Source organism: Streptomyces sp. NRRL S-118 (assembly GCF_000716335.1).
Lineage (GTDB): Bacteria > Actinomycetota > Actinomycetes > Streptomycetales > Streptomycetaceae > Streptomyces.
Genome location: NZ_KL591021.1, coordinates 26,700 through 51,372, shown reverse-complemented (window position 1 = coordinate 51,372; position 24,673 = coordinate 26,700). Strand labels below are relative to the sequence as shown.

Sequence of the window (24,673 nt, the reverse complement as noted above, 5' to 3'; positions counted from 1 at the left end):
GCTTGGTGATGTCCTGGCCCTTGTAGAAGATCTCGCCCGCGGTGGCGGTCTCCAGCATCATGAGGACCTTGGCGACCGTGGACTTGCCACAGCCGGACTCGCCCACGATGCCGAGCGTCTCGCCCTGGTAGAGGTCGAAGGAGATCCCGTCCACGGCCTTGACCGCGCCGATCTGCTTCTTGAACAGGATGCCCTGGGTCAGCGGGAAGTGCTTGACCAGGTTGCGCACCTGCAGGATCGGCTCACCGCGCTCGACGGGGGCCTCGATCGCCTCGACGGCCGCCGTCTCGCCGGCCGGCTGCACCGTCTCCACCTCGGTGACGTTCGGGGTCGGGTCCACGGCGTCGTCCTTCTTGCTGATCTCAGCCATGGATCGTCTCCTTCCAGAAGTGGCACGCGCTGCGGCGGCCCGGCAGTTCGGAGCCGTCCTGCTCCGTGACCGGCACCAGGGCCGGGGAGTCCGTACGGCAGATGTCCTGCGCCCGGGTGCAGCGCGGGTTGAACGCACAGCCGGACGGCACGTGCAGCAGGTTGGGCGGCAGGCCCTTGATCGCGAAGAGCTCCTGGCCCTTCTGGTCCAGGCGCGGGATCGAGTCGAGCAGCCCGCGGGTGTACGGGTGGGCGGGCCGCTTGTAGAGCTCGTGGATCGGTGCCTGCTCGACGATCCGGCCCGCGTACATGACCGCGATCTTGTCCGCGACGTCGGCGACCACGCCGAGGTCGTGGGTGATCAGGATCAGGCCCATGTTGTACTCGCGCTGGAGCTCCGCGAGCAGGTCCATGACCTGGGCCTGGACGGTCACGTCGAGCGCGGTGGTGGGCTCGTCCGCGATGATCAGGTCCGGCTCCAGCGCGAGCGCCATGGCGATCATGATGCGCTGGCGCATACCGCCGGAGAACTGGTGCGGGTAGTCGTTGACGCGCTGCTTGGCCGCGGGGATCTTGACCCGCTCCATCAGCTCGATGGCCTTGACCTTGGCGTCCTTCTTGGACATCCCCTGGTGGACGCGGAACATCTCGCCCAGCTGGTTGCCGACGGAGAAGACCGGGTTCAGGGCCGACAGGGCGTCCTGGAAGATCATGGCCATCTTGGGCCCGCGGAGCTTGCGGCGCTCGTTCTCGGGCAGCGTCAGGATGTCCTGGCCGTGGAAGAGGATCTCTCCCTTGGCGACCCGCCCGGGGGGCGAGTCGAGGATGCCCATGATGGCCTGCGCGGTGACGGACTTGCCGGAGCCGGACTCGCCGAGCACGGCGAGCGTCTCACCCGCCCGCACGCTGTAGTTGACGCCGTTGACCGCCTTGACGACGCCCTCACGGGTCTTGAACTCGACGTGCAGGTCGCGCACTTCGAGCACGGGGGTCTCGTCGTCCGCATCCGGACGGCGGGGCACTTCAGCGGTGACCTCGGTAACAGTCATGTGTGCCGCCCTCCTAGCGCAGCTTCGGGTCAAGGGCGTCACGCAGCCCGTCGCCGACGAAAACGAAACCGAGGACCGTCAGCACGATCGCGATACTCGGGTAGACCCACAGGTAGTCCTTGACTCCCAGGAAGTCCTTGGCGGCGGCGAGCATGTTGCCCCACTCCGGCACCTCCGGGCTGACGCCGACGCCCAGGAAGGACAGCGACGCCTCGGCCACGATGGCGCTGCCGACGCTGAACGCGGCGTAGGCCATCACGGCGGAGATGGAGTTGGGCAGGATGTGCCGCAGGATGATGCGCCTGGTGTCCGCGCCCAGTGCCCGCGCGGCGAGCACGTAGTCGGCCTCGCGGACCGAGAGGATCGAACTGCGCAGCAGTCGCGACACGGTCGGCCAGGAGAAGAGGGCCAGCGAGATGATCACCGGGGCCACGCCGCGGCCCATGGCGATGATGATGACGATGGCGCCGATGAGCAGCGGGAAGGCGAAGAAGACGTCGGCGACGCGCATGAGCACCGAGTCGGTGGCCTTGCCGAAGTAGCCGGCCAGCGCACCGATGATGATGCCGATGGTGCAGGCGAGGAAGATCGACGCGAGGCCGACCTGCACGGCGATACGGGAGCCGTAGACGATGCGGGAGAACTGGTCGCGGCCGAGGGCGTCGGTGCCGAGCCAGTGCGCGCCGCTGGGCGACTGGAGCGTCGCGGTGAGGTCCTGGTGGTACGGGTCCTGCGGGGCGATCAGCGGAGCGAAGATCGCGGTGATGAAGAGCAGCGACACCAGCACCAGGCCGACGACGGCCAGCTTGTTGGCCATGAAGCGGTGGCGGATCTCGCCCAGCTGGGTGATGCGTGCGACGGCGGGCTCGGCCCCGGTGGATGCGGCTGCCGTTTGAGCGGTCGCTTTCCCCGGCCCGGCTGTGCTCTTGGTGAGCTCGGTCATGGGTGTGACTCCTAGAACGGGCTGCCTGGGATCAGGCGAGACGGATGCGTGGGTCGAGGACCGCGTACAGCAGGTCGACCAGCAGGTTCAGCAGGACGAACACGGCGACGCCGAAGGTCACCACGCCGATGATGATCGGGTTGTTCTGCTGCTGGACCGCTTGCACCAGCGCGAGCCCGATGCCGTCCCAGTTGAAGATCGCTTCGGTGATGAGCGCGCCGCCGAGCAGCGTGCCGAAGGAGATGCCGATGTAGGTCACCACGGGGATGATCGAGTTGCGCAGCACGTGCTTGAACAGGACGGTGCGCTTCGGCAGGCCCTTGGCGATGGCCGTCTTGACGTAGTCGGCGCGCAGCACCTCCAGCATGGTGCCGCGCATGAGCCGGGCGACCAGGGCCGCGTCGAGGATGGCGAGTGTCACCGCTGGTAGCACCAGGGAGTTGAGCGTCCCGTCGGAGATGAGCGGGAACCACTCCAGCTTCACGACGAAGGCGGACTGGAGGATCATGCCGATGACGAAGGACGGGAAACCCACGGCCAGGGTCGTGAGCAGCGTGATCAACACGTCCCAGAACGAGTACCGGAACAGCGCCGCGATGAGTCCCGCGAACGTACCCAGTGCGATGTCGATGACGATGGCGGCGACAGCCAGCTGCGCGGTGTTCCCGAGCTTCGGCTTCAGCACCTCCGTCACCGGCCGCCGCTGGGTGTAGTCCTCACCCAGGTCGCCCTGGGCCAGGTTCTTGACGAAGTTTCCGTACTGGACGGGGAGCGGGTCGTTGAGCCCGTAGCGCTCCCGCAGCTCTTCCACCACGGCGGGATCTCGGGCTTTGTCGCCTCCGAGTGAGCCCACGGGGTCGCCTGGGAGAACGAACAGACAGCCGAAGAGGACAACAGTCGCACCGAAGAGAACGACCACCATCTGCCCGAGCCGCCGGATCACGTATCTGCCCACGATGCCTCCTTCACATACTGAGCGGGGGGTTGGCGGCTTCATCCGATCGGGAGAGCGGCCGCTGCGGGCGCCGGTCACGAAATGCGCCCGTGGCTGAGCGAAGGCCGTGGGGGGCCGGAGAAGTTACTCCGACTCCCCCACGACCTTCGCTGGACTTGCTATGAGGAGGTGTTCGCTACTTGAGCGTGATCTCCGCGAGGGTCGGGTCCTCGAAGAAGTCCATCTGGACGTTGTCGAACTTCGTGGTGTTGGCCAGGCGGTACTGCGAGCGCTTCCAGAGCGGGATCAGACCCTGCTCGGTGTCGATCGCCAGCTTCTCGGCCTCCTGGTACAGCTTGGCGCGCGCGGCGTCGTCCTTGGTCGCACGGGCCCGCTTCAGCAGGTCGTCGAACTTCGGGTTGCTGTAGCGGCCGCGGTTGTCACCGAGGGCCTTGCCGGTGCCCGGCTCCGGGTTGATCGAGCCGGTGGACAGCAGCGGGTACAGGAAGTTGTCCGCCGTCGGGTAGTCCGCGCCCCAGGCCGAGCGCCACAGACCGTTGGCCTTCTTCTCCTGCTGGGTGGCCAGCGCCTCCTTGAACGGCTTGCCGTCCAGCTTGACGTTGAGGCCCAGGACGTCCTTCAGCTGCTGCGCGATGGCCTGGACCCACTCCTCGTGGCCGGCACCGGTGTTGTAGCCGAAGTTGATGGTGGTGCCCGGCTTCAGGCCGGCCTTGGCGGCCAGCTCCTTCGCCTTCGCCTTGTCCTGCTTGACACAGGTGGTGCAGACGCCGTCCTGGTACACGTCGGCGAACGACGGCGGCAGGACCGAGGTGGCGGGCTTCATCATGCCCTGGAAGACGCCCTTGGCGATGGCCTCGCGGTCGATCGCGTACGAGATCGCCTTACGGGCCTCGACCGAGTTCAGCGGCGCGTTGTGGTTGAACGACACCAGGTAGTTGATACCGCTGGTGTCCGCCTCGACCCACTGGTTCTTCGGCGCGTACTTGGCCTTGGCGACCGGCAGCTGCGGCGTGGGCATACGGGCCCAGTCGAACTGGCCCGACTGGAAGCCCTGGTACTCCAGGTTGGCGCTGTTGGCCGGGTTCAGGATGCTGAGCTCGACCTTGTCCAGCTTGGCCTTGGTCAGACCGTAGTCGTCATTGCGGACGAGGACGATCTTCTTGTTGTGCTCCCACGAACCCTCCATCTTGAAGGGGCCGTTGCCGATGGGGGCGTCGTTGTACTTCTTGTTGTCGCCGGCGCCGGCGACCTTCGGCACGGGGCTGAAGACCGGGTGGACCGTCTTCTTGTCGAACTCGAAGTCCGCCTCGCTCAGGACGACCTTGAGCGTGTTGGCGTCCGTGGCGGTCACGCCGGCGAACTTCTCGCTCTTGCCGCCGTTGAGGTCCGCGTAGCCCTGGATACCGGCCATGTGGTACGCGACGTCGGAGGCCGAGGCCTTGGACGCTACGCGCGTCCAGCCGCGGACGAACGCCTCGGCGTCCACGGGCTCACCGTTGGTGAACTTCGTGCCGGCCTTGATCTTGAACGTCCAGGTCTTGCCGTCATCGCTGGTGGTCGCGGACTCGGCCAGGGCCGGGACCAGCTCACCGTTCGCCTTGACCTTGTACAGGCCGGTGAACAGGTTGTGGGCGACCAGCATGCCCTCTGATTCCTGGGCGTTGTACGGGTCAATGGCGGTGGGCTCGGTGATTCCCAGGCGGAAGACCCCTCCGCCCTTGCTGTTGCTTCCTTCATCGCCGCCACCACAGGCCGTGGCTGCCAGGGCGACGACTATCGCGCCCGTGACCCACTTGGCGCTCTTGGCACCGCGCATGGGCTCCTCCTCATGAGTCCACTTTTCACTACAAGAGAGGCACTCCAGGCGTCGCCGACACCCCTGACGGCAAGGACCCAAGTGCCCGAGTGTGCTCGTGAGTCGGCGCTCCCCACAGCGCATGACCCATTGACCCGAGCTCAACGGAGCCAACTATTGAGTACGTCCGGGCCGTAAACCACACTTAAAGGGTCTCGTTTTGACAACATCACCAAGGACCCGAAGCCCGAAATCCGGACAAAGTGAGCACAGACAGACACCCGCGAAACGGACCGTTAACACATGTTCCGGAGAGCGACGGCCGATATCCGGACGCTTCGGCAGCGAAAACGCGTTGACGCGGCGGGCCGCGGGATCCCCGCGGGATGACCCCCGCGAGGCGCTCGGCGACGACCGGCACGGCTCCCCTCCGGGGCCGGCTCCGGGAGCTGGGGCTCGACCGTCCCAGGGCCGCCGGAGAGCCGCGAGCCGGCACACAACCGGCCGTGACGGTACGGGTGTCGGCGCGAGCCGGCACGCAACCGGCCCTTCCGGTAACGGTGTCGGGCGGGCCGCCGGCACCACGGCCGACTACCGGCGCGGCGGGAGGCCGGCGCGGGAGAGGCGCGAGAAGGCCGCCGACGGCACGGCGCCCGGCTCCCGGGCGAAGTGCCGGGGGCCGGGCGCCGTGTGTGCGGCGGAGAGCCGTCAGCCGTGCTTGGCGCGCGAGGCGGCGCGGGCGCGCTCGCGCTGGTCCAGGTTGACCTTGCGGATGCGGACCGCCTCCGGGGTCACCTCGACGCACTCGTCGTCGCGGCAGAACTCCAGCGACTGCTCCAGCGAGAGCTTGCGCGGCGGGACGATCGCCTCGAACGAGTCGGCCGAGGACGACCGCATGTTGGTGAGCTTCTTCTCCTTGGTGATGTTGACGTCCATGTCGTCGGAGCGGGAGTTCTCACCGACGATCATGCCCTCGTACACCTCGGTGCCGGGCTCCACGAAGAGGACGCCGCGCTCCTGGAGGTTCGTCATCGCGAAGGCGGTGACCGCGCCGGAGCGGTCGGCGACGAGCGAGCCGTTGTTGCGGGTCTGGAGCGTGCCGAACCACGGCTCGTGGCCCTCGTGGATGGAGTGGGCGATGCCCGTGCCGCGCGTCTGCGTCAGGAACTCGGTGCGGAAGCCGATGAGGCCGCGGGAGGGCACGACGAACTCCATGCGCACCCAGCCGGAGCCGTGGTTGGACATGTTGTCCATGCGGCCCTTGCGGACGCCCATGAGCTGCGTGACGGCGCCCATGTGCTCCTCGGGCACGTCGATGGTCATGCGCTCGACCGGCTCGTGGACCTTGCCGTCGATCTCCTTGGTGACCACCTGCGGCTTGCCGATGGTCAGCTCGAAGCCCTCGCGGCGCATCTGCTCGACCAGGATGGCCAGCGCCAGCTCACCGCGGCCCTGCACCTCCCAGGCGTCGGGGCGCTCGGTGTCGAGGACGCGCAGCGAGACGTTACCGATCAGCTCGCGGTCCAGGCGGTCCTTCACCTGGCGGGCGGTGACCTTGCGGTCCTTCACGGCCGCCTTGTTGTCCGCGCCCTTGCCGGTGGCGCCCCGGCCGACCAGCGGCGAGGTGTTCGTACCGATGACCATGGAGATCGCCGGCTCGTCGACCGTGATCAGCGGCAGCGCGACCGGGTTCTCCGGGTCGGCCAGCGTCTCGCCGATCATGATGTCCGGGATGCCGGCGACGGCGCAGATGTCACCGGGGCCCGCCACCTCGGCCGGCTTGCGGGTGAGCGCCTCGGTCATCATCAGCTCGCTGATGCGGACGTTGGCGATGGTGCCGTCGCGCTTGATCCAGGCCACGGTCTGGCCCTTGCGCAGCTCGCCCTGCTCGACGCGGAGCAGCGCGATGCGGCCGAGGAAGTTGTCGGCGTCCAGGTTGGTGACGTGCGCCTGGAGCGGGGCCTCCTCGTCGTACACCGGGGCCGGGATGTGCTCCAGGATGGTGGAGAAGAACGGCTCCAGGTTGGTCGAGTCGGCCGGGACGGTGCCGTCCTCCGGCTTGGTCAGCGACGCGATGCCGTCACGGCCGCACGCGTAGACGATCGGGAACTCGATCTGCTCCTCGTCGGCGTCCAGGTCGAGGAAGAGGTCGTACGTCTCGTTGACGACCTCGTCGATCCGGGAGTCCGGGCGGTCCGTCTTGTTGATGCAGAGGATGACCGGCATCCGGCGCTGCAGCGCCTTGCGGAGCACGAAGCGGGTCTGCGGCAGCGGGCCCTCGGAGGCGTCCACGAGCAGCACCACGCCGTCGACCATCGACAGACCGCGCTCGACCTCACCGCCGAAGTCGGCGTGGCCGGGGGTGTCGATGATGTTGATCGTGATCGGGGCCCCGCCGTCCTTGGGGTGGTACTTCACCGCCGTGTTCTTGGCGAGGATCGTGATGCCCTTCTCACGCTCCAGGTCGTTCGAGTCCATCATGCGGTCGTCGACCGAGTCGAGCTGGTGGGCGGCGAAGGCGCCGGCCTGCTTGAGCATGGCGTCGACGATGGTCGTCTTGCCGTGGTCGACGTGGGCGACGATGGCGACGTTACGGATGTCCTGGCGCGTGGGCATGAGTGGCTGGCGCTTCTCTCAAAATCGTGGGTGCGGCGTCTCTTGTTCCTCGTACGCCCGCCGGGCGGTCGCGCCACGGCTGTGTTCCATGGTACGGGCCATGGGCGCAAGAGGCTTCCCGACCCATTCGAGAAGCGGGAACACGTGTCCGATCACACGGAACGCGGGGAGCGCACTGGGGGGTGCGCGGGAGGAGGAGCAGCCCGGGCCGGGACACCTGACGCAGCTTGCCCGCCGGGCCGGCCGGCGGGCAAGCAACTTGAGCGGATTCTGAGGTTGACCTGCGGCTTTGCGGTGGGGTGGCGCGTGGTGCCCGACCGCGGCCCGGACACCGGGCGGTGTCCGCACGCGCCCGGCCCGCCGGGGCGGGCGGACGGGGTGCGGTGCGGACGCACGTCCGGGTCACCTCTCAGCGGCGCTGGAAGCCGATGTCCTCGTAACGGGGGGTCGCGAAGCCGAACGCCCCGGCGTTCACCACCGCCGGCCGGGCGGCCACGAGCTGCGGCCGCTGGTAGAGCGGGATGGACCCGGCCGCGGCCCAGATACGGGCGTCGGCCCGCTTGACCAGGTCCCGCGCCGCCTTCTCGTCCAGCTCACCGGCCGCCTGGTCGAAGAGCTGGTCGATGTGGTCCGTGCCGACCCGGGTGTAGTTCTGCTCCACCAGCAGCGAGCCGTCGGTGGCCGGCTGCGGCTTGGCGAAGATCGGCCGCCCGTCGGTGGCCGGGTAGGCGGTCGCGGGCCAGGAGTACAGGGCGAGGTCGTAGTCGCCGGCGGCGACGTGGTCCTTGAAGTAGCTCTCGTCGGAGACCTTGACGACATGGGTGCGGATGCCGATCCGCTCCAGCATCCGGGCGATCCTGGCGCCGACCGCGCGCAGGGACTCGGAGCCGGGCCCGGACGGCAGGACGAAGCGCAGGCTCAGCTCCTTGCCGTCCTTCCCGAGCGGTCCGGCCGCGGCGGCCTTCGCCGAGGGCGAGGCCGGGCCCGGTGCGGCGGTGCCGCGCGGCGCGTACGCCCCGGGGACGCCGCCCTTGGCCTTGTCGGCGTTGTCGGGGTTGTCGGCGTCGGTGTCGCCGACGGCCCGGGCCTGCCGCAGCAGCGCGCCCTGGACCGCCTCGACGGGAGCGGGGGCGAGGACGTACGTCCGGTCGGAGCCGCCCCCGCCCGTGGCCGCAGCGCCGGTGCCCGGTTCGCCGGAGGCCGGCTTGTCGTCACCCACGATGTAGAGGCCCTCGTTCGACGGACGGTCGGCGCGGGTCTGTGCCGAGCCGGCCGCCGGGGACGCGGCGGCGCCGGGCGTCGCGGGCCGGGACGCGCCGGAGGACGCCCCGGCGCCCGCCTCGGTGCCGTCCTTCGGGGCGGCCGGCTTGCGGGCGCCGCCCGGGGTCCAGCCCGCGTCGGCCAGCAGGGCCTGCGCCTCCTCGGTGTCCTGGTCGCCCAGGGCGCCGCTGCTGTCGGCGTACGCCCACTGGCCCGCCAGCGCCAGGTGGCTGCCGACCGGGTGGGCGGGCAGACCCAGCGGCTTCAGGACGGTCTCGGCGAGCTCCCGCCGGTCCAGCGCGCGGGCGACCGCCCGCCGCACCCGCTCGTCCGCGAGGGGTCCGGACTCGCCGTTCAGCGCGAGCTGGGTGTAGGCCGGTTCCAGCGACTTGCGGACGACGAAGCCGCGCAGCGCCTTCTGCTCGGCCGTGAGCGCCGCGGGTGCCTGGGCGTCCTCGGGGCCCGCCACCCCGGCGCCGGCGGACGCGGGGCCGGAGCCCGGGGCCGGCGCGGGCGGCGCGGCGGACCCGCTCCGGGCCGGTCCTGCCGCCCCCTTCCGCGCGGCGAGCGCGATCCGGTCGGCCGTCGCGCGGTCGATCTCGGCGAGGTCCACCGTCCCGGCGGCGAGCGCGGCGGCGCGCTGGGCGCGCGGGACCGCCCGCAGCACGAGCGCGTCGAGCTTCGCGGGCCGGCCCCACCAGCGCGGGTTGCGCGCGAGGGTGGCCGTGCCGGCCTTGGTGTCGAGCGCCTTGACCTGGAAGGGGCCCGCGGTCACCGGCAGCTTCGTGCGGGCACCGTCGTTGAAGGTGTCCGGCTTGCCCATCACGTCCCTGGGGTAGAGCGGCGTGAACAGGGCGCGCCAGTCGGCGTACGGCCGGTTGAAGGTGACCCGGACCTCCAGGTCGCTCGCGCCGCGCTCGATCTTCTCGATGCGCTCGTAGCCGGCGTTGCGGGCGGTCCAGTAGGCGGAGTCCTTGCCGCTGAGCGCCCGCCACTGGGCGGCGAAGTCGGGCGCGCCGATCTCCCGCCCGTCGCTCCACACGGCCTGCTGGTGCAGTTTGTAGAGGACGACCTGCCTGGGCTCGGTCTCGACGATCTCGGCCGATTCCAGGTAGTCGGCGTTGCGCTGGGGCCGGCCGCGCTCGTCGAGGGTGAAGAGGGCGGGCAGTACGGCTCCGGCGATCCGGCCCGTGGTGCTGTCCGCGTCGGCCTGGAAGGTGTTGAGCGTGGCCGGCATCGTGTCGACGGCCCAGCGCAGCGTGCCGCCGTCGGCGACGCGGTCGCGGGCGGCGGGCGCGATGTCCTGGGGGACGGGCCGCGCCGTCTCCTCCTCCTCGCCGGAGCCGCATCCGGTGAGAGTCAGTACGGAGGCGGCGATGACGCCCCCGGTGAGGAGGGCGACGGACCGGAGAGGGGCGCCGACGTGGGACATGTCCTGTACCTCTTCGTCCAGCTATGTCGAATTGAGGAATTTAGAGATGATCAGACCTATTGCACCTACACTGAAAACGACACAGCGGGCCACATGACGGCGACACGGCGGAACCGGCCGCGAAAAGCCACCCGTGCGGCCCAACGGCGACTCCGGACGAGTGGAATCCGTGCACACGGCTTCCCAACGGGCGATGTGACGCGCAACACTCGCAGGCGCGTGTTTGCCACCCCGCGATCGCGAAGTGAGGGCAATCCATGTCACTTCAGGACGATTTGACAGAGGTCAAGCGCAACCTCGAAGAGCTGGCCCGTTCGGTCATCCGGCTGGAGCAGAACCTCGCCCGGGAACGCGAGGGCACGTCCGTACCGACGGCGGTCGGCAGGCCTGAGGGCCTGGTGTCCATCCCGGACACCCCGTACGACTCGTCCCTGTGGACCGACTCGGACGACGAGGGCCTGGGCGCCCGCGACCGCCGCGCTCCCTGACGCGGACCGGCGCGCCCCGCGCACGACAGGCCCGCTCCCCAGGGGGTGTCCCGCGGATCCCGCCGCGCTGCGGCGGCCCGGCGCATCCGCACGGTGCGCCCCCTGATCCGGCCTGATCCACAAGACACCCCCTCCCGGAGACCTCGTTGGCCACAGGCACCCGACAACCACACACCGATCCGGCGGAACCCCCGCGCACCGGCGTGCGCAGTGCGAGCCGCGCCGCCATCGCCCCGGGCCACCTGCGGACCGACCGCTGGTGGCTCGCGCCCGCCGCCACCGCGGCAGGGCTGCTGGCGTTCATCGCCTACTCCACCTGGCGGGCCTTCGCGAACAGCGACTACTACGCGGCGCCCTACGTCTCGCCGTTCTACTCGCCCTGCCTCGCCGAGAACTGCACGCCGATGAAGGGCGGGCCCAACTGGGAGATCTTCGGCAGCTGGTGGGGCCTGTCCCCCGCTCTGCTGATCCTGATCTTCCCGCTCGGCTTCCGGCTGACCTGCTACTACTACCGCAAGGCCTACTACCGGGGCTTCTGGGCGTCGCCCCCGGCCTGCGCGGTCGCCGAACCGCACCGGAAGTACACCGGCGAGACCCGCTTCCCGCTGATCCTGCAGAACCTCCACCGGTACTTCTTCTACGCCGCGGTACCGGTCGCGGGCATCCTCACCTACGACACCGTGCTGGCCTTCCGCGACGCGTCGTACGCGTGGGGCCACATGGGGCTGGGGACGCTGGTCTTCCTCGTCAACATCGTGCTGATCTGGGCGTACACCCTGTCCTGCCACTCCTGCCGGCACATCGTCGGCGGGCGGCTGAAGCACTTCTCGAAGCACCCCGTCCGCTACCGGCTGTGGGGCTGGGTCGGCCGGCTGAACGCGCGGCACATGCAACTGGCCTGGGCGTCGCTGATCAGCGTGGCGCTCGCCGACCTCTACGTGTACCTGCTCGCCACGGGCGCCTTCGAGGATCCGCGCTTCTTCTAGAAAGGGTGCTCACCGATGAGTCAAGCGGAACGGCAGCAGTGGGACGTCGTCGTGGTCGGTGCCGGCGGGGCGGGTCTGCGGGCCGCCATCGAGGCGCGCGAACAGGGCGCCCGCACGGCCGTGATCTGCAAGTCGCTGTTCGGCAAGGCCCACACCGTGATGGCGGAGGGCGGCATCGCCGCCTCCATGGGCAATGCCAACGCCGGTGACAACTGGCAGGTGCACTTCCGCGACACCATGCGCGGCGGCAAGTTCCTCAACCAGTGGCGCATGGCCGAGCTGCACGCGCGGGAGGCGCCGGACCGGGTGTGGGAGCTGGAGACCTGGGGCGCCCTGTTCGACCGCACCAAGGACGGCCGCATCTCGCAGCGCAATTTCGGCGGCCACGAGTACCCGCGCCTCGCCCATGTCGGCGACCGCACCGGTCTGGAGCTGATCCGTACGCTCCAGCAGAAGATCGTCTCGCTCCAGCAGGAGGACTTCCGGCGGTTCGGCGACTACGAGGCCCGGCTGAAGGTCTTCCAGGAGTGCACGGTCACGCGCGTCCTCAAGGACGACGGCCGCGTCGCCGGGACGTTCTGCTACGAACGCGAATCCGGCCGCTTCTTCGTCCTGGAGGCGCCGTCCGTGGTCCTCGCGACCGGCGGCATCGGCAAGTCCTTCAAGGTGACGTCCAACTCCTGGGAGTACACCGGCGACGGCCACGCGCTGGCGCTGCTCGCGTGCGCGCCGCTGGTGAACATGGAGTTCGTGCAGTTCCACCCGACCGGCATGGTCTGGCCGCCGTCGGTGAAGGGCATCCTCGTCACCGAGTCGGTACGCGGCGACGGCGGCGTGCTGCGCAACAGCGACGGCAAGCGGTTCATGTTCGACTACGTCCCCGACGTCTTCAAGGAGAAGTACGCGGAGACGGAGGAGGAGGGCGACCGCTGGTACGAGGACCCGGACAACAACCGGCGCCCGCCCGAGCTGCTGCCCCGCGACGAGGTCGCCCGGGCGATCAACGCCGAGGTCAAGGCCGGACGCGGCTCCCCGCACGGCGGGGTCTTCCTGGACGTGTCGACGCGCATGCCGGCAGAGACGATCAAGCGGCGGCTGCCGTCGATGTACCACCAGTTCAAGGAGCTGGCGGACGTCGACATCACGGCCGAGCCGATGGAGGTCGGGCCCACCTGCCACTACGTGATGGGCGGCGTCGCCGTCGACTCGGACACCGCCGCCGCGGTCGGGGTGCCCGGGCTCTTCGCGGCCGGCGAGGTCGCCGGCGGCATGCACGGCTCCAACCGGCTCGGGGGGAACTCCCTCTCCGACCTGCTGGTCTTCGGGCGGCGGGCCGGACTGCACGCGGCCGGGTACGCGGCGGGGCCGGGCGGGCGTCCGGCGGTCGACGAGGCCCAGATCGACATGGCGGCGGCGGAGGCGCTGCGGCCGTTCGGCACGGCGGACACCGATCCGGCGCAGGTTCCGGAGAACCCGTACACGCTCCATCAGGAGCTGCAGCAGACGATGAACGACCTCGTCGGCATCATCCGCCGCGAGGAGGAGATGGCGCAGGCCCTGCGCAAGCTCGCCGAGCTGCGGCAGCGGGCCCGGCGCGCGGTCGTCGAGGGCCACCGGCAGTTCAACCCCGGCTGGCACCTGGCCCTGGACCTGCGCAACATGCTGCTGGTCAGCGAGTGCGTGGCGCGCGCGGCACTGGAACGCCGGGAGAGCCGCGGCGGGCACACCCGGGAGGACTGCCCGGGCATGGACCGCGAATGGCGGCGGGTCAACCTGCTGTGCCGGCTCGCGGCGCCCGACTCCGCCCGCGGCCAGATCTCCCTGGAGCGCACGACGACCGAGCCCATCCGTACCGACCTGCTCGCCCTCTTCGACAAGGAGGAGCTGGTCAAGTACCTCGCCGAAGAGGAGCTCTACGAGTGACCACGTACGACGCGAGCTTCCGGGTGTGGCGGGGGGACACGGCCGGCGGCGGTCTGCAGGACTTCACCGTCGAGGTCAACGACGGCGAGGTGGTGCTCGACATCATCCACCGGCTCCAGGCCACCCAGGCGCCGGACCTGGCGGTGCGCTGGAACTGCAAGGCCGGCAAGTGCGGCTCGTGCAGCGCCGAGATCAACGGCCGGCCGCGGCTGCTGTGCATGACCCGCATGTCGACGTTCTCGCGCGACGAGACGATCACGGTGACACCGCTGCGGGCCTTCCCGGTCGTCCGCGACCTGGTGACGGACGTGTCCTTCAACTACGAGAAGGCCCGGGAGGTGCCGTCCTTCGTGCCGCCCCAGGGGGTGGCGCCGGGCGAGTACCGGATGCAGCAGGTCGACGTCGACCGTCCGCAGGAGTTCCGCAAGTGCATCGAGTGCTTCCTGTGCCAGGACACCTGCCATGTGGTGCGCGACCACGAGGAGAACAAGACGGCCTTCGCCGGCCCGCGCTTCCTGATGCGGATCGCGGAACTGGACATGCACCCGCTGGACGCGGCCGCGGAGTCGGGCCTGGACCGCAAGCGGACGGCCCAGGACGAGCACGGTCTGGGCTACTGCAACATCACCAAGTGCTGCACCGAGGTCTGCCCCGAAGGCATCAGGATCACGGACAACGCCCTGATCCCGCTGAAGGAACGGGCCGTGGACCGCAAGTACGACCCGCTGGTGTGGCTCGGGAACAAGATCGGCCGGCGTCCGGTCGCGAAGGACGACAAGGCGACTTAGCCTCACTCGTGTGACGCTGATAGCCGAGGGGAGCTGGGCGACGGACCTGATTCTGCCGATCGCCCTGCTCATCGCGGCGGGAGCGGTCGCGGCGTACACGTACACCCGGCGCCGCAGGCGTACCGCCACCCGCACCACGCCCCACGGGGGCGCTCCGCGCGCGCCGCGGCCGGACGGGCTCGACGCCCGCGCGGACGCGGCGCTCGTCGCGGCGGACGACGCCGTGCGGTCGGGCGAGGAGGAACTGCCGTTCGCCACGCTCCAGTCGGGCGAGGAGGCCGTGCGGCCCTTCGCCGAGGCGATGGCGTACGCGCGGGGCGAGCTCGCCGCGGCCTTCCTGCTGCGGCAGCGGCTCGACGAGGGCGTGCCGGAGGACGAGGTGTCGCGGCGCCAGGCCCTGGAGGAGATCGTCGCGCGCTGCGAGGAGGCCGTGCGGCGGCTGGACGCGGACGCGCCCGTACCGGTGGCGCCCACCGCGCGGGCCGCGCACGCCGTCGGGGCCGAGGCCACCGCCCGGAACACGGCGGCAGCGGATGCGGTCACGGCGGATGCGGCGGCCCGGCAGGCCGCCCCCGCGGACACGGCCGCCCCGGACGCCGCCTTCGACGCCGTGGAGGCCACCCGTCTGGAGCTGGACGGCCGCGTCACGACCGCGCAGGCGACCCTCGCCGCTCTCCGGGAGCGGTACGGGGAGTCGGCGACCTGGCCCGTGGCCTACGCCCCCGACGCGGCCGGCGAGCGGGTGCGGTTCGCCGCCGGGGCGCTGGAGCGGGGGCGGGTCGGGCACGCGGAGAGCGCCATCGGGCAGGCGGCGCGGCTGGTGGAGGCCGTGGAGCGGCGGGCGCTGGAACTGGCGGAGGCGGCGGGCCGGCTGCCGGGTGCGCTGGTCGAGGCGGAGCAGTCCCGCGGCGAGCCGGCGCTCGCGGACGTACGGCGGGCCGTGGAGGCGGGGAGGTACGACCCGCTCGACGCGCTGCGCCGCGTCACGGAGGCGGACCGGGACCTGCGCGGGGCACCGGACCTGGCGCTGCTGTGCGCCCGCTCCGCGGCCGGCGCGGCGGACGTCCACATCGGGACGCACCGCGCGGCGGTGGGGCCGCGGGCGCGTACCCGGCTCGCGGAGGCGCGGCGGTTGCTGGCCGGCGGCGGCTCCGTCCGGGAGGTGCTGAGGGCCGGGGAACTCGCCCGGGAGGCACAGGGCCTCGCCGAGCAGGACGTCCGCGTGCACGGGCACACGGAAGGGGGCGGGTACGGGGGGCCACGTCACCGAGGAGAGGCGCCATGACCACAAAGCAGACCGTTCTGGGCCGGGTCGCCCAGCTGGCCAAGGCCGACGTCACCGCGCTGCTGGAGCAGGCGGAGGATCCGCGCGCCATGCTGGACCAGCTCATCGGCGACTACACCGTGCACATCGCCGAGGCCGAGCGGGCCGTGGCGGACACCCTCGACAGCCTCCGCCTGCTGGAGCAGGACCACCGCGAGGACGTGGCGGCGGCCCGCGAATGGGGCGAGAAGGCCCGCGAGGCCAGCCGTCGCGCGGACGACCTGCGCGGGGCGGACCGGAGCGGGCTCGCGGACAAGTTCGACACCCTCGCCAAGGTGGCGCTGGGCCACCAGCTCCAGTCCGAGGAGGACGCCCGGGCCGCCGAGCCGACGATCGCGGCCCAGCGGGAGCTGGTGGCGAAGCTCGGGGAGGGATCGGAGCGGATGCGGCAGAAGCTCGCGGAGCTCGAATCGGCCCGCGACCGGGCGGCCGCCGCCCGGGCCGCCGGTGACCGGAGGCTCGACGCGGTCCGCAGCATCGACGTGCTGGACCCGACGAGCGAGCTGAGCCGCTTCGAGGACAAGGTGCGCCGCGAGGAGGCCAGGGCGATGGGAAAGCAGGAGCTGGCCGCCTCGTCCCTGGACGCGGTGTTCGAGCGCCTGGACCTGCCCGACCTCGCCACCCGGCGCACCGAGATCGAGGCGCGGCTGGCCGCCCTGAAGGCGGCGGCCTGACCCGGGCGCGGTGCCCGGGCGACGCGGCGACGCACCGGCCGGTTCCGGCCGCCTCTCCCCGCCCGGCGGTGGCCTCCCGCCGCCGGCGGTCAGAACATGCTCAGGAGCTGGTCGACGGTCGGCTCCGACGGGGCGGAGTCCGACGGGAGCGGCAGGTCGAACCAGACGGTCTTGCCGCGCGGTGTGCGGCGTGAGCCCCAGGCGGTGCTGAGCAGGCCGACGAGCTGGAGGCCGCGGCCGCCCTCGTCGGTGTCGCGGGCCCGCCGGCGGCGGGGCTGGACCAGGCCCGCGTCCCACACCTCGCAGACGAGGGTGCGGTCGCGCAGCAGGCGGAGGCGGATCTCGCCCTCGCCGTACCGCAGGGCGTTGGTGACCAGCTCGCTGACGAGGAGCTCCACGGTGTCGATGAGCGGGTCGAGCTCCCAGGTGGTCAGCTGGGCGCGGGCCAGTTCCCGGGCGCGGCCCACGGAGCGGGGCTCGCGTGGCAGGCGCCAGTCGCCGACCGCCTCGGCGGGCAGTCCCTGGATGCGCGCCATGAGCAGGGCGATGTCGTCCTCGCCGTGGCGGGTGTCGAGGGTGTTGAGGACGTGGTCGCAGACGTCCTCGAGGGGCCGCGCCGGGTCGGTCAGCACGCTGCGGAAGGCTTGCAGGCCCTCGTCGAGGGGATGGTCGCGGGATTCGACGAGGCCATCGGTGTAGAGGGCGAGCAGCGCGCCCTCGGGGAGCTCGATCTCGACCTCCTCGAAGGGCTCGCCGCCGACCCCGAGGGGCATGCCCGGCGGCACGTCGAGCAGGAGCGCCTCCTCGCCGGGCTCGACGAGGACGGGCGGCAGGTGGCCGGCGTTGGCGAAGGTGCAGCGCCGGGTGACGGCGTCGTACACGGCGTACACGCAGGTGGCGAGGTAGACCTCGGAGCGCTCGGGTCCGCGGGCCGACCGGCCGGGACTGCCGGCGGTACCGAGGCCGCGGGCGATCTCGTCGAGGTGCGACAGGACCTCCGCGGGTTCCAGGTCCAGTTGCGCGAGGGTGCGTACGGCGGTGCGCAGCTCCCCCATGGCGACGGCGGCCCGCAGCCCCCGTCCCATGACGTCGCCGACGACGAGCGCGGTGCGGTGCCCGGGCAGTTCGATGACGTCGAACCAGTCGCCGCCCACCTCGGTGGCGGTGTTGCCCGGCAGGTAGCGGCAGGCGATGTCGAGGCCGGCCGCCTCCGGGTCGCCGGGCGGCAGCAGACTGCGCTGGAGGATCAGCGCCCGCTCGTGCTCGCGGCGGTAGAGGCGCGCGTTGTCGATGCAGACGGCGGCGCGCGCGGCGAGCTCCACGGCGAGCGCCCGGTCCCGTTCACCGAAGGGCTCGCTGCCCTTGGTGCGGGAGAACTGCACCAGTCCGACGACGGTGTCGTGCGCCACCATCGGGACGACGAGCGTCGACTGGACGAGGCTGCCGTCGGCGCCCGGCAGGCTCTGCAGGCGGCCGGTGCGCAGGGCGCCGGCGCAGGGCGAGTTGAAGGGGTAGCGGTGGACGGCGCCGACGTCGATCGGCACGGTGTCGCAGCAGCCGGGCGTGCGGCCGGGGTTCACGCTCGGGTTCATGAGCGGGGTGTCGGAGACGGCGCTGGCGAAGGCGACGCGGCGCAGTTCGGCACCGCCGTCGGTGGCCCGGCCCGGCGGGGCCTCGTCGCCGGTGAGCAGCCCCTGGTAGAGGTCGACGGACGCGAGGTCGCAGAAGCCGGGGACCGCGACGTCGAGGAGCTCGCGCGCGGTGGTCTCCAGGTCGAGGCTGTTGCCGATCCGGGCGCTGGCTTCGTTCAGGATGGCGAGGTTGCGCCGGGCGCTGGCCGCCTCGCGGGCCGCGATGTGGCGGCGGGTGACGTCGGTGCCGACCCCGGCGACGCCGACGGGGCGGCCGGAGCCGCTGTGCACCCGGTAGAGGTTGACCGACCAGTGGCGGCGCTCGCTGCTGCCGGGCACCGAGCCGGTCAGCTGGAGGTCGGTGACGGCCTCGCCCGTGCGGAGCACCCGTTCGAGCGCGGCGGTCATCCGTTCCGCCTCGGGGCGCGAGAGGTAGTCGTGGACGGTACGGCCCCGGTGCTCGTCGACGGAGCCACCGAAGACGGTGGCGAAACGCCGGTTGGCCCGCTGGACCGTCAGATCCGTACCGAAGAGGAGGAAGCCGAACGGAGATTGACCGAAAATCGCCTGCGAAGCGGCGAGATCGGTCTCGATCCGCCGCAGGGCGCGTACGTCGACGACGATGCAGGACGCGCCGCGCTCCCCGTCCGCCGTCTCGCTGGGCATCACGTACAGCTCGGCGATGCCGCGCGTGCTGCTCTCGCCGGGAGCCCGGAAGGGGACGAGGCCCGTCCACTCCCGGCCGTCGAGGATCTCGGCGACCTTGCGGTGGCCACGCGGGCGCAGGTCGGGGGGCATGAACGCCTCGACCGGGTCCTTGCCCTTGACCTCGTTCGCCGGGATGCCGAACAGCTCGGTGGCGCGCGCGCTCCACTGATCGACGAGCCCGTCGGGGCCCATCGAGAAGGAGGCGACTCTGATGTAGTCGTAGATCGAGCCAGGCGGGTTGCTCTGCCACATGACGCCGCTGACCGTCTCAGGTATCTCGCTCACGCGACCGTCCCCTCCAGCTCACCGCACCGGACCGGCCATTCCCGCAGTATTCAGCACTACGGCCCCCGTCGGCACGCCGTTCACGATCACAGGGTGGTCTCGGTCGTTTTGAGCCTGGCCCAAAAAGTGATCGTTGTCCCTTCACTCTTCTAACCAGGCAGAGCCAGCTCGAACCACACGGTCTTCCCCGCGCGGCCTTTACGGGTCCCCCAGCGGCGCGCGGAACAGGCCACGAGCTGGAGCCCGCGACCCCCTTCGTCATCCGGTCCGGCGGGGCGCTCCAGCGGCGGATCCGGAAGCGGATCGGAGACCTCCACCATGAGGGCGGGCGGCGGCGGGAACACCGGGTCGGGCCTGCCGGGCCCGTCGTCCCCGGGCCGCAGGCTCAGCCGGAGCCCGATGGGGCCGGCGGTGTACCGCATGGAATTGGTCACCAGCTCGCTGACCAGCAGGACCGTCACATCGGCGAGCGCCGCGTCCAGGTCCCAGGCGAGGAGGGTCTCGCGGACGACATGACGGGCGGAGCGTACGGTGTCGAGCTCAGCCGGGAAGGTCCACTCGGCACACTCGCCTTCGGTCTCGATCACGCCGACCACTTCCCGGACCCAGGCAGACCCATGTCCCTTTTCGGGGGGTTAATCGGCACATACCCGATATTGAGGACGCCCTATCGCCACCCCGGTCGCACGGTGGCACGAACGGCGTACACGCACCTCCCGCACGCCCTCCTCCGGCCGCTCCCCGTCGACGGGTGCCCGGCTCCCGCCGCCGTGGCGCGAGGTCAGGCCGACGGCGCGGCCGGGAGGTGGCGGGCCGCGCGGGAGACGGCCGGACGGTCCTGATCCAGCCAGTCGACACTGTCCAATTCACGACGGGCCAGCCAGCGCAGCTCGTCATGGTCCTGGAGGGGCCGCGGTTCACCCGACAGCAGCCGGGCCGTCCAGACGTGGAGGACGTAACCGGGCGCCAGGGGCCATTCGCCGGGGATCCGCTCGCCGGGCTCGATCTCGACGCCCAGCTCCTCGCGCAGTTCGCGCACCAGCGCCTCCGGCGCCGTCTCCCCCGGTTCCAGCTTGCCGCCGGGCAGCTCCCAGCGGCCCGCCAGCGCCGGAGGGGCGCTGCGACGCGCGGCCAGCAGCCGCCCCCCGTCGAGCACGGCCCCGGCCACCACCACGCGATCCGTCATGCGCCGGAGCGTAACCGGTGGCGACCGGGGGCACCGCGCGGGGCCTCAGCTCGCGGTCTGACCGATGCGTTCGACCCAGTAGCGCTGCTCGTGCCCGCGGGAGTCGAGGCTGTCGGCCATCTTCTGCGCCTCGTCGCGGGTGGCGTACCTGCCCACCCGGTAGTGGTTGCCGTTGTCGTCCTGGCGAATGACCAGCCAGGGGAGTACCGCACCGCTGTCGCTCATCGCACCTCTCCCCCCTCCTGAGTGCACTTCTCTAAGGATCCCGAGGAAACCGCAGACTGCATATGCCTGAGCCTACGCCTGACCTTCACGGAGCGGATACGTGTTTTCACGAAGAGATAAGCTTCCGGCCAGTAACCGGGGGCAAAAAGGGGGCGCACTCGGCCGAGCGCGCCCCTTGCGTGGAGCCGGGAAGTCGTCGGCTCACCGCACCGGCAGATGGTAGGTGAGCCGGTAGCGGTCCGCCGGGACCACCACATCGGCCGTCTCCACGGCCCGCCCGGAGGCGAAGTACGTCCGCTCCACCACGATCACCACGTGCCCCGGCACACCCCCGAGCGTCAGCAGCTCCTCCGCGAGACCCGGCCGCGCGCCGACCTCCTCCACCACGTTGTCCACGACGACGTCGATCGCCGCCATCCGCTCCACGACCCCGCAGCCGCCCAGCGGCCCCTCCTCCGGGAGCATCACGGGGGTACGCCCGGTGATGGCGAGCGGCTCCCAGGAGGTGGAGATCATCATCGCCTCGCCGCCCTCCCGGAAGACGTAGCGCGTCCGCATCACCCGGTCCCCGGCGCCGATGCCGAGCCGCTCGGCGATCGCGGCGCCGGCCCGCTCCTGCTCACTGCTGGACTCCCACGTGCCCCGCACCTCCCCGTCCGCCTGCTCCTGGCGGAAGGGGCTCGCACCGGCGGGCGGGCGGTAGCCGGAGCGGGCGATGCGGCGGGGCACCGGCCGCTCCCGCACATAGGTGCCCGATCCCGAGCGGCCTTCGACCAGCCCCTCGGCCATCAGGACCTTGCGGGCCTCCAGGGCGACCGTGTCCGAGACCCCGTACTCCTCGCGGATGCGGGCCTGCGACGGGAGCCGGGTGTGCGGCGGCAGCGAGCCGTTGACGATCTTCTTCCTGAGATCGCTCGCAACGCGCAAATAGGCGGGCTGCTCACCGAAGGTCACGGGCCACTCCCATCAGGTTGACAGACAGCTACAGCGTGGCAACCGACGGTTGAGCGCCGCAAGTATGGGCCAGAGTTTCACTCGAAGTGATGACGGCCGGTTGCCCGCCCTTCCACTCGGGCACGGACGCCGATTTCGCCGCCGCGCCGCACCGCTCCCACCGCTTTCCCTCACCCCACTCCGTCACCCCCTTGACCACAATGGTCCAGACCAATACGTTCCTGGCGGCACAACCAGCACGGCTCCCCGACCCGTCACGCCTCACGCACAGGAACGAGCCTCATGCGCCGAAGCACCCTGTCCCGGCTGGCCATCGCCGCCTGCTCCCTGTCCCTGCTGGCCGGCCTCGCCCCGGCCGCCACCGCGACCGCACCCGCGTCCCCGTCATCGCCGTCCCCGCACCCCCCGTCGTACAAGCGGGTCGGCTACTTCACCCAATGGGGCGTGTACGGGCGGAACTTCCAGGTCAAGGACCTGGACACCAGCGGTGCCGCCGCCAAGCTCACCCACGTCAACTACGCCTTCGGCAACGTCGGTCCGGACGGCAGATGCTTCACCGGCAACATCCCCGGCGAGGCCGACGCCTGGGCCGACTACGGACGGCCCCTCGACGCCGCGGGCTCCGTGGACGGCGTCGCCGACACCCCCAGCCAGCCGCTCGCCGGCAACTTCAACCAGTTGCGCGAGCTCAAGGCCAAGTACCCCCACCTGAAGGTGATGATCTCGCTGGGCGGCTGGAGCTGGTCCACGCACTTCTCGGACGCGGCCCGCACCCCGGCCTCCCGCAGGGCGTTCGTCGCCTCCTGCCTCGACCTCTACCTCAAGGGCGACCTGCCCGTCGACGGTACGCGCGGCGGCGCCGGAGCCGCCGCCGGGGTCTTCGACGGCATCGACCTCGACTGGGAGTGGCCCGGCTCGGCCGGCGACACGGACACCGTCTTCCGCCCCGAGGACAAGCGGAACTTCACCGCCCTGGTCCATGAGTTCCGCACCCAGCTCGACGCGTACGGCAGGTCCCTGGACACCCCGCGGCGCTTCGAGCTCTCCGCCTTCGTGCCCACCGCACCGGCGAAGATCGACGCGGGCTTCGATGTGCCCAGGATCATGCGGGACTTCGACTTCGTCACCCTCCAGGGATACGACTTCCACGTCTCCGGCGAGCGCAGGACCGCTCAGCAGTCGGCCCTGCGCGCCCGGGACGACTTCAGCGTGGAGCAGACCGTCCGCGACTGGCTCCGCCGCGGGGCGCCCGCCCGCAAGCTGGTCGTCGGCATGCCCTTCTACGGCCAGGGCTGGACGGGCGTCACGGGCGGCGGCGACGGCATGGGACAGCCCGCGGCCGGCCCCGCGCCCGCGACCTGGGCACAGGGGTACGAGGACTACAAGGCTCTGAAGAAGCTGGCCGACTCGGGCGCGTACACGGTCCACCGCGACCACCGGGGCGGCCACGCCTGGCTGTTCGACGGCACCACCCTGTGGACGTACGACGACCCGCGCGTGCTGCGCACCAAGGCGGCGTACGTACGGGCGCGGGGCCTGGGCGGCGCGATGTTCTGGTCCCTGGACGGGGACACCGCCGACGGTGAACTGATCACCGCCGTCGACCGCGGGCTCGGGCACCGCTGACCGTCCCGCGGCACACCACCCGGCACCGCGCGGCGCGGGCCGCCGTCGCTCAGACGGCGGCCCCTCCCGTTTCCGCACCGGCGCCGCCGTCCTCGCCGTCACCGGGGTCCTCCGGGTCGCCTTCCGGGTCGCCCGGCTCGTCCGGAGGCGTGTCCGACAGGCCGAGCGTGCCGCGGACCGTGCTCCCCAGGTCGTACGGCAGGGCTTCGTACCCGGGTTCGTAGTGCTCCCAGAACACCTCCGGGTCCGCGGCGCCCGCCGCCTTCGCCCAGTGCTCCCGCGCGCCCTCCAGCTCCTCGACCAGGTCCGTCACGCCCTTGCGGGAGGCGGCCGGCCACGTGTGCCCCTCGAGCGCCGAAACGGACGCCGCGAGGGCCTTCTCCACGTCGCCCGCCCACTCCGCGTTCGCGGCCAGGTCCTCCTCCACGTCCTCCTCCGGCTCGTCGGCGAGGACGTCGTCGATCGGGTTCACGGCCTTCAGGAAGGCGAGCTGGTGCGGGTCGAGGACGGCGGCGTCGCTGCGCAACGACCCGGTCAGCTTGTCCCTCTCGGCGGCGAACGCGCAGCTGACGGTACGGTCGCCGAGCCGCCAGCTCTGCCTGCTGGGCTGGTAGTAGAACAGCCAGGCGTTCTCCGGTACGGCCCAGACGTCCATCGCGTACTGCCGGTTGACGGTCGCGCAGCGTTCCTCGGCCGCCGCCTCGATGGGCTCGTCGCCCGGCCAGCCGTCACCGAGCCCGGTGAGCTTGAAGGAGCCGGTGATCTCGCCGTCGTGCGGCTCGGAGCACGGGACGACCTCGACGTCGGCGGTCTCCGCCTCCGCTGCGCCGCCGGGCGTGACGAAGCACTGCCCCTTGCGCAGGTCGAAGGTGGAGCGGGTCCGTCCCGCCTCGTCCGCCGCTTCCCGGAAGCCGTCGTACGCCTCGCGCAGGACGCCGGTGGCCAGCCCGGCCGTCAGCAGGAGCGTGCCGACCAGCGACATGATCATGCCCGCGACGGCCAGCCCCTTGCCCCGTTCGCCCTTCTTCCGGATCCGTACGAGGGCGGCGGCGCCCAGGATCATGCCGAGCGGCGGCAGGCAGCACAGGATGCCGGCGACGAGGGACGCGATGGCGAGTCCGTTGATGTCCGGCGCGGCCGGCGGCAGCGGGCCCGGCGCCCCCGGTGGTCCGGGCATGCCGTAGGCCGGGTGGTACTGCTGGGGCGGAGGCCACCCCTGGGCGGACGGTTCCACGGGTTGCGGTGCTCCTGTCGGGGCGGGGCGGAATCGATCGTATGAACGGACCGGCGCGCGGCATGGTACGCCGTCGGGGGCGGGGGGCGTAACGCGGGTGATCAGCACGGCATTTCGGGCGGTCCACGGTCTGACGGCCCACCAGGCGGCCCCGGGGCGCGCTCGACGCGGGGCCGCGGGAGCGGACGGGCGACGCGGTGTGCGACGGCTGCGCACGGAAGG

Annotated in this window: 20 protein-coding genes; 7 read left to right on the top strand and 13 right to left on the bottom strand. The window is 71.4% G+C overall.

The window, feature by feature from the left end; all coding sequences use genetic code 11:
- The 7 genes from IH00_RS0128170 to IH00_RS0128140 form a co-directional block, all read right to left on the bottom strand.
- The coding region (locus IH00_RS0128170; protein ID WP_031078443.1) for an ATP-binding cassette domain-containing protein at positions 1-370 on the bottom strand (370 nt) is incomplete at its 3' end.
- Positions 363-1,418, bottom strand: coding sequence for an ABC transporter ATP-binding protein (locus tag IH00_RS0128165; RefSeq protein WP_031078441.1), 1,056 nt, complete (start codon positions 1,416-1,418; stop codon positions 363-365). The genes IH00_RS0128170 and IH00_RS0128165, both read right to left, overlap by 8 nt.
- Before the next feature lie 13 nt (positions 1,419-1,431).
- Positions 1,432-2,361, bottom strand: a complete 930-nt coding sequence (locus IH00_RS0128160) for an ABC transporter permease (RefSeq protein WP_031078439.1) — start codon at positions 2,359-2,361, stop codon at positions 1,432-1,434.
- A gap of 31 nt (positions 2,362-2,392) precedes the next feature.
- Positions 2,393-3,316 (bottom strand): ABC transporter permease, encoded by a 924-nt coding sequence (locus tag IH00_RS0128155; protein ID WP_031078437.1) that lies wholly within the window; start codon positions 3,314-3,316, stop codon positions 2,393-2,395.
- 175 nt (positions 3,317-3,491) lie between these two features.
- The gene (locus IH00_RS0128150; protein WP_052411685.1) at positions 3,492-5,132 is read right to left on the bottom strand and encodes a peptide ABC transporter substrate-binding protein; all 1,641 of its coding nucleotides are present in this window, start codon (positions 5,130-5,132) and stop codon (positions 3,492-3,494) included.
- Between the two features lie 687 nt (positions 5,133-5,819).
- Positions 5,820-7,727 carry a translational GTPase TypA gene (gene typA, locus IH00_RS0128145; protein ID WP_031078434.1) on the bottom strand — a complete coding sequence of 636 codons (1,908 nt, stop codon included), beginning with the start codon at positions 7,725-7,727 and terminating at the stop codon, positions 5,820-5,822.
- 409 nt (positions 7,728-8,136) lie between these two features.
- Entirely contained in the window at positions 8,137-10,419 is a 2,283-nt protein-coding gene (locus IH00_RS0128140) for an ABC transporter family substrate-binding protein (RefSeq protein ID WP_031078432.1), read from the bottom strand.
- A 257-nt stretch (positions 10,420-10,676) separates the two neighbouring features.
- On the opposite strand from IH00_RS0128140, the gene IH00_RS0128135 reads away from it, so the two are divergent.
- From IH00_RS0128135 to IH00_RS0128110, 6 genes are all read left to right on the top strand, one after another.
- Positions 10,677-10,907 carry a hypothetical protein gene (locus tag IH00_RS0128135; RefSeq protein ID WP_031078430.1) on the top strand — a complete coding sequence of 77 codons (231 nt, stop codon included), beginning with the start codon at positions 10,677-10,679 and terminating at the stop codon, positions 10,905-10,907.
- 146 nt (positions 10,908-11,053) lie between these two features.
- Positions 11,054-11,893 carry a hypothetical protein gene (locus IH00_RS0128130; RefSeq protein WP_031078428.1) on the top strand — a complete coding sequence of 280 codons (840 nt, stop codon included), beginning with the start codon at positions 11,054-11,056 and terminating at the stop codon, positions 11,891-11,893.
- A 15-nt stretch (positions 11,894-11,908) separates the two neighbouring features.
- A complete protein-coding gene (locus tag IH00_RS0128125; protein ID WP_031078426.1) occupies positions 11,909-13,816 on the top strand; it encodes a fumarate reductase/succinate dehydrogenase flavoprotein subunit in 1,908 nt (635 codons plus the stop codon).
- Positions 13,813-14,604 (top strand): succinate dehydrogenase/fumarate reductase iron-sulfur subunit, encoded by a 792-nt coding sequence (locus tag IH00_RS0128120; protein ID WP_031078424.1) that lies wholly within the window; start codon positions 13,813-13,815, stop codon positions 14,602-14,604. The genes IH00_RS0128125 and IH00_RS0128120 overlap by 4 nt, the downstream gene beginning before the upstream one ends.
- 10 nt (positions 14,605-14,614) lie before the next feature.
- A complete protein-coding gene (locus tag IH00_RS0128115; protein ID WP_052411684.1) occupies positions 14,615-15,889 on the top strand; it encodes a hypothetical protein in 1,275 nt (424 codons plus the stop codon).
- Complete coding sequence (locus IH00_RS0128110) at positions 15,886-16,602, top strand: PspA/IM30 family protein (RefSeq protein ID WP_031078420.1); 717 nt, start codon at positions 15,886-15,888, stop codon at positions 16,600-16,602. The genes IH00_RS0128115 and IH00_RS0128110 overlap by 4 nt, the downstream gene beginning before the upstream one ends.
- 89 nt (positions 16,603-16,691) lie before the next feature.
- Here the strand turns inward: IH00_RS0128110 and IH00_RS0128105 are convergent, their stop codons facing one another.
- The 5 genes from IH00_RS0128105 to IH00_RS0128085 all read right to left on the bottom strand — a co-directional run bounded on the left by IH00_RS0128105 (position 16,692) and on the right by IH00_RS0128085 (position 21,591).
- Complete coding sequence (locus IH00_RS0128105) at positions 16,692-19,193, bottom strand: SpoIIE family protein phosphatase (protein WP_031078418.1); 2,502 nt, start codon at positions 19,191-19,193, stop codon at positions 16,692-16,694.
- A gap of 182 nt (positions 19,194-19,375) precedes the next feature.
- Positions 19,376-19,822, bottom strand: coding sequence for an ATP-binding protein (locus IH00_RS0128100; protein WP_031078415.1), 447 nt, complete (start codon positions 19,820-19,822; stop codon positions 19,376-19,378).
- 185 nt (positions 19,823-20,007) lie between these two features.
- A complete protein-coding gene (locus tag IH00_RS0128095; RefSeq protein WP_031078414.1) occupies positions 20,008-20,412 on the bottom strand; it encodes a (deoxy)nucleoside triphosphate pyrophosphohydrolase in 405 nt (134 codons plus the stop codon).
- A gap of 45 nt (positions 20,413-20,457) precedes the next feature.
- Complete coding sequence (locus tag IH00_RS0128090) at positions 20,458-20,637, bottom strand: SPOR domain-containing protein (RefSeq protein WP_031078412.1); 180 nt, start codon at positions 20,635-20,637, stop codon at positions 20,458-20,460.
- 201 nt (positions 20,638-20,838) lie between these two features.
- Positions 20,839-21,591 carry a GntR family transcriptional regulator gene (locus IH00_RS0128085; RefSeq protein WP_031078411.1) on the bottom strand — a complete coding sequence of 251 codons (753 nt, stop codon included), beginning with the start codon at positions 21,589-21,591 and terminating at the stop codon, positions 20,839-20,841.
- Between the two features lie 282 nt (positions 21,592-21,873).
- Here IH00_RS0128085 and IH00_RS0128080 point away from each other — a divergent pair, with 282 nt between their 5' ends.
- Positions 21,874-23,217: a glycoside hydrolase family 18 protein gene (locus IH00_RS0128080; protein WP_031078410.1), complete on the top strand. Its 1,344-nt coding sequence runs from the start codon at positions 21,874-21,876 to the stop codon at positions 23,215-23,217.
- 49 nt (positions 23,218-23,266) lie between these two features.
- Here the strand turns inward: IH00_RS0128080 and IH00_RS0128075 are convergent, their stop codons facing one another.
- On the bottom strand, positions 23,267-24,451 hold the full coding sequence (locus tag IH00_RS0128075) for a DUF4190 domain-containing protein (protein WP_052411683.1): 1,185 nt from the start codon (positions 24,449-24,451) through the stop codon (positions 23,267-23,269).
- Positions 24,452-24,673 lie beyond the last annotated feature (222 nt).